General features: G+C 43.3%; 6 protein-coding genes. All 6 read right to left on the bottom strand.

The features are described 5' to 3' along the window. Positions 1 to 138 precede the first annotated feature (138 nt). A complete protein-coding gene (locus CSX02_RS05860) occupies positions 139 to 582 on the bottom strand; it encodes an Hsp20/alpha crystallin family protein (RefSeq protein ID WP_099385982.1) in 444 nt (147 codons plus the stop codon). Positions 583 to 745: 163 nt separating this feature from the next. Continuing rightward, positions 746 to 2,221, bottom strand: a complete 1,476-nt coding sequence (locus CSX02_RS05855; protein ID WP_099385981.1) for a methyl-accepting chemotaxis protein — start codon at positions 2,219 to 2,221, stop codon at positions 746 to 748. A 145-nt stretch (positions 2,222 to 2,366) separates the two neighbouring features. Continuing rightward, complete coding sequence (locus CSX02_RS05850; protein ID WP_081826767.1) at positions 2,367 to 2,528, bottom strand: FeoB-associated Cys-rich membrane protein; 162 nt, start codon at positions 2,526 to 2,528, stop codon at positions 2,367 to 2,369. A gap of 35 nt (positions 2,529 to 2,563) precedes the next feature. Next, a complete protein-coding gene (gene feoB / locus CSX02_RS05845; RefSeq protein ID WP_099385980.1) occupies positions 2,564 to 4,939 on the bottom strand; it encodes a ferrous iron transporter B in 2,376 nt (791 codons plus the stop codon). Position 4,940: 1 nt separating this feature from the next. Then, a complete protein-coding gene (locus CSX02_RS05840; protein WP_099385979.1) occupies positions 4,941 to 5,168 on the bottom strand; it encodes a FeoA family protein in 228 nt (75 codons plus the stop codon). An 18-nt stretch (positions 5,169 to 5,186) separates the two neighbouring features. After that, a complete protein-coding gene (locus tag CSX02_RS05835) occupies positions 5,187 to 5,399 on the bottom strand; it encodes a FeoA family protein (protein ID WP_031546506.1) in 213 nt (70 codons plus the stop codon). Between the last annotated feature and the right edge of the window lie 242 nt (positions 5,400 to 5,641).

Raw genomic sequence — 5,641 nt, 5'->3', positions numbered from 1 at the left:
TCAAGTCTCGCTCGCGAGACTTGGCGCGAGATTTGCGTCAGCGTAGCTGACATATTTCATGCTATAGGAAATTTCTCCGAAATTCCTATAGCATGAAAAAAAGAGGATTGCGAATCGCAATCCTCTTTATAACTGATGTTATCCTTCAATCTGGATGTAACGCTGCTGTTCTACCTGTGGTTTTGGCTCCTTCTTTGGAATCTGAATGGTCAGGATGCCATGCTGGAAACCTGCGTGAATATCATTTTCTTCTACTTCTGTTCCTACATAGAAGGTTCTCTGGCATTTTCCATAATAACGCTCTTTGCGGATATAATTCTTGTCCTTATGATCCTCGCTTTCATCCTTCTTTTCTGCGGTAATGGTCATATATCCATCTTCGAGAGTAGCGGATATCTCATCCTTTGTATATCCCGGAAGTTCCATTTCAAGCTGATATCCTTTTTCATCTTCCTGCACATCTGTGCGCATCATCTGATGGTAGGCTTCTGATGCCTTGCGGCCGTCAAACCACGGATTGGTAAACCAATCATCGTTGAAAAAAGTATCAAATAAATTGTTGTTTCTGTTTGCTAATAACATAAGTCATACCTCCTTATCATCGGTGGATCTTTTTCGATATCTTTGATGGAAAAAGGTCTGTTTGTTTCTTTCTGACTATGTTATAGCACCATTATTAGCACTCGTCAATAGAGAGTGCTAATAATTTATAATTCTTTTATAATTTCTTTATAATTGTCTGACATCAATTGTCAATATACTTCTCTTTAAAGGTATTGAGTACATCCAGAATCGTCTGCATATTGCCTCTAATATCCTGCGTAGTCTCGCTGTTTTGCATCGTGAATTCGCGGGTATGATCGGCACTTGCTGTCACTTCCTGCGATACCGCAGACAGATTTCCGATTCCGTCAACGATTGCCTGATTGTTCTGTTCCAGCAAGGTCATCTGCTGTGCCTGATTGGTCGCATTCTCATTCACACCCTGCACACTCTCACTGATATTTGTAAATTCATCCCTTGTCTGCATAATCAGGGTTGCCTGCTTGTCGGAAAGTTGTGCCAGCATACCAACCGCGTCTGAAGCTTTTGTCGATGAAGTGCGCAACTCATTGATGATATTCTCGATATCTTCCGTTGCAGTCTTTGTCTGGTTTGCCAGCTCCGTGATTTCGGTTGCAACGACAGCAAAGCCGCGCCCCGCTTCCCCTGCACGCGCCGCTTCGATGGACGCGTTCAATGCAAGCAGATTGGTCTGATTTGCAATTCCATTGATCAGGGAGATAATACGCATTGCCTCTTCTGTTCTTTGATTTAGAGTAGACATTTCGGCAATCACCAGTTCACTGCTCTCACGCGAGCTGTCAGCACTCTTCATCAATTCGCTGACGCCATGGATTCCGGCCGTTACCTGTTCAAAAGCTGATTGCGAGAGATTGTGAATCTCTGTCGAAAGCGCTGTCGCATCTGCAATAATATCCTGTATGCGGTTGGTCATCACCATCTGCTGCTGCAGGGAATCAGCCGTATTGGTTGTTCCATTGCTGACCTCCGTCATCGAATCTTTGGTATTTGCAACTGCATTCGCAAGATTTTCAATCTGTGATCCGATTTCATCCGACACCTGAATAATTTCGGTCACCACATTGATGGCGCTGTCGAGCAATTGTTTTTCACTGATTTCTTTTTCTCTGATTTCATTTAATTTATCTTCACTGATTTTGGAAGAAACACGGCTTCCGAAAAAAGCAAATAAAGCTGTCAGCAATACCGCCAATACCTGAATTTCGTAATTCGCACTGTTGGCAAGTGCCGTATCCTTATCCTGGATGATTCGAAAAACCACCAATGCAATATTGGCAACCACAATCAGTGCAGAATAATTGCGCAATACGATATGATTATTGGTAATCAAAATTGCCGGCAGCAATACCAGCGCATAAATAAATGCCAAAGGGGAAGTTGTTGTAAAAATGACAAAGACGTACAAGATCAAGAATCCGTATGCAATCACTGCTGCAAGCAGTGCATTGGCCCGGTCTTTGAAATATAACATTCCGGAAATAGCTCCCGGAACCAGATCAATCAATAAGAACATGATGATATACGGGATTGTCCTCGCCCCCTTGAAAAATTCAAGGATATAAGCCAGGGCCAGAATCACCACCATTGTCTCATAACACACAAATAAAATTTTATTGAGTTTTGCTCTTTCTTCCAAAATAATACCTCCTTAAAAACCCTCCCAATCATTATTGATTATACCATATTCCCATATTTTTAATCTATCTTTATCCTTTTTATATGCGCAAAAAAAAACCTTCCGAGACTGCATTTACAGTCCCGAAAGGGCTTTTCATGTCTTGTTACAGGCTGTGTGAGCATCCTCCATGACAGTTGCCACAATTGCCACCGCATGCGGGATGTTCACCTCGTTTACGACTCTTAATCATAGATGCAACGATTGCGCCTACGATTCCAACAAGAATCCCTGCAACGATCAAAGTTCCTATGATTTCTGATCCCATACTGTCACCTGCCTTTTTATCTTACGATTCGAAGATTAGTTCTTATATTTGTCTCTGCGGAAGAGGCCATAAATCAATACAGCAATCGCAAGGAATCCGAATACGGTTCCAACGCCAAAGCTTCCTGCCAGAATTAATGATCCGATCTGATAACAAATCAAACCGATTACCCATGCAAAGATGCACTGATATCCGATTGCAGTCCAGAACCACTTTGCTGAATTCATCTCGCGCTTGATTGCACCCATGGCAGCGAAACATGGAGCACATAGAAGGTTGAATGCGAGGAATGCCATACCGGAAGCTGAGGTAAATGCATTTGCCATCGTCTGATAAACATCACCGGAAGCACCGTAGATAATACCAAGTGTTCCAACGATATTTTCCTTTGCAACCAGACCGGTAAAAGATGCAACGGTTGCTTCCCAGTTGCCAAATCCAAGCGGCGCAAAAATCCATGCAATTGCACCACCAATCTTTGCCAGAATAGATGAACTGATTTCATCCTCTTCCAACATACGGAATCCGTCTGATGTAAATCCGAAGAATGTCAGGAACCAGATTACGATGGTAGACAGAAGGATAATGGTTCCGGCCTTTTTGATGAATGACCAGCCGCGCTCCCACATGCTGCGAAGTACATTGCTAACCGTCGGCCAGTGATAAGCAGGCAGTTCCATCACGAACGGTGCCGGATCACCCGCAAAGAGTTTGGTCTTCTTTAACATGATTCCGGAAACAACAATTGCAAAAATACCAAGGAAGTATGCACATGGAGCAACCCATGGTGCGCCTCCGAAAATTGCTCCCGCAACCATTCCGATAAACGGCAGCTTTGCGCCACAAGGAATAAATGTGGTTGTCATAATGGTCATCTTGCGGTCTCTGTCATTTTCAATCGTACGCGAAGCCATGATTCCCGGAATACCGCATCCGGAACCGATCAGCATCGGGATAAAGGATTTTCCGGAAAGACCGAACTTACGGAAAATACGATCCATGATAAATGCAACACGCGCCATATATCCACATGCCTCCAAAAAGGCAAGGAAAATAAACAATACCAGAATCTGAGGTACGAATCCAAGGACAGCGCCGACACCGGCAACAATACCATCGAGAATCAATGCTTTTAAGATGTCATTGCAATGCAAAGCATCAAGACCTTTCTCGACAAGCACCGGAACACCCGGAACCCAGACACCATATTCAGCAGGATCCGGTTCCTCATTCTTTTCAAGATATGCTTTTGCTGCTGCATAATCTTCCAGAGAAGCGGTCTCATAATCCACCTTTAAGGTTTCCTCGTCCTCCACCGGATATTCGAAATCTCCGGTCGGTTCCGTTCCATTTTCTTCTACATATAAATCATATCCATCTACAATCAGCTGATTGCCTGTGAATTCTTCACTTGCATCATTGTAATCTTTTGATCCGATTGCAAACAGGTGCCAGCCATCGCCAAATACGCCGTCATTTGCCCAGTCAGTTGCATAAGTTCCGACTGTGGTAACGGAAATATAATAAACAATGAACATTACGACTGCAAAAATCGGAAGTGCAAGAATACGATTGGTCACAATGCGGTCGATCTTATCCGAAATTGTCATACCGCGATTGGCTTTTTTCACACATCCGCTGATGATTGTTCCGATATAATTGTAGCGTTCTCCGGTAATAATGGATTCCGCATCATCATCCATTTCTTTTTCACAGGATGTGATGTCCTGCTCGATGTGATCGATGACATCCTTGGAAAGTCCAAGCTTCTCCTGAATTTTCTCATCGCGTTCAAACAGCTTGATGGAATACCATCTCTGGATATTGGCATCGCTGATATTGTGCAGGCAGAGTTCTTCGATATGCGCAAGTGCATGCTCTACCGAACCGTTGAAGCGATGCTTCGGCTCCTGAGGCAATGCGGCTTTTCCTGCTGCAACTGCGGCAGAAACCACTTCCTTTAAACCTCTGTTCTTTAATGCGGAGATTTCAACAACCGGCACACCGATTTCTTCAGCGAGCTTCTTGGTATTGATCTTGTCTCCGTTCTTTTCCACCACATCCATCATATTGATTGCGATTACAACCGGAATTCCCAGTTCCACAACCTGTGTGGTCAGATAAAGATTTCGCTCGATATTGGTACCGTCAATGACATTGATAATGGCATCCGGTCTCTCATCAATCAGATAATTACGGGAAACAACTTCTTCCAATGTGTATGGAGAAAGTGAATAGATTCCCGGAAGATCCACGATGGTCACTTCCTTGTCTGACTTATATTTTCCCTCTTTGTATTCAACGGTTACACCAGGCCAGTTTCCTACAAACTGGTTGGAGCCTGTCAGTGCATTAAATAATGTTGTCTTTCCGCAGTTAGGGTTACCTGCGAGTGCAATACGAATCCCCATTTTAGTCCTCCTTCACCAGAATCATTTCTGCATCCGCCTTTCTGACGGAAAGTTCATAGCCGCGAACGGTAATCTCAACCGGATCACCCAGCGGTGCAATTTTACGAACATAGATTTCGACACCCTTTGTAATGCCCATATCCATGATTCTGCGCTTTACGGCGCCTTCGCCATTCAGCTTTGCGACTGTAACTGTTTCACCAACATTTACATCTTTCAGTGTTTTCATTGACTTTTCTACTCCTTTTTATATCATAATCTTTTGCGCAAGCTGCTTATCAACAGCCACACGCGATTCTTTTACATTAACAATCAGATTGCCACCAATCTCATTGACAACAGTCACATATCCGCCGGGTACAAATCCCAGTTCTTCCAGATGGCGCCTTGTTTCCTCGCTGCCTCCTACTCTTTTTATCAAATGTTCCTGTCCAACAGGTGCTACTACCAATGGCATCATAACTACTCCTTATCTCTCATTTAGTCATCTTTAACGGATGTTTCAGACGCTTACCATGTGTTAGTCTTTTCTAACACCTTATTAATTTATCATAAACTTTTCCCATATGCAACCATCAAATTTTAATTTTTCAAAAGAAGGTTCCCAATATGCAAAAAAGGAGCCATGATTCAATAGAATCATGAGGTGACCCCAAAAAGTTAGACTTTTTAAGCGTAGCAGTTTTTGGCTGCTACGCTTTT

It is taken from the genome of Agathobacter ruminis (genome assembly GCF_002735305.1).
GTDB lineage: Bacteria > Bacillota > Clostridia > Lachnospirales > Lachnospiraceae > Roseburia > Roseburia ruminis.
Note: the sequence above shows the minus strand (reverse complement) of the source record. Positions and strands in the feature narration are given on the sequence as shown.

Excerpts from the sequence above, each read along its gene's own strand:
- CSX02_RS05860 (WP_099385982.1), bottom strand. The coding sequence starts at position 582 with ATGTTATTAGCAAACAGAAACAACAATTTATTTGATACTTTTTTCAAC.
- CSX02_RS05850 (WP_081826767.1), bottom strand. The coding sequence starts at position 2,528 with ATGGGATCAGAAATCATAGGAACTTTGATCGTTGCAGGGATTCTTGTT.
- feoB (WP_099385980.1), bottom strand. The coding sequence starts at position 4,939 with ATGGGGATTCGTATTGCACTCGCAGGTAACCCTAACTGCGGAAAGACA.
- CSX02_RS05835 (WP_031546506.1), bottom strand. The coding sequence starts at position 5,399 with ATGATGCCATTGGTAGTAGCACCTGTTGGACAGGAACATTTGATAAAA.
- CSX02_RS05840 (WP_099385979.1), bottom strand. The coding sequence starts at position 5,168 with ATGAAAACACTGAAAGATGTAAATGTTGGTGAAACAGTTACAGTCGCA.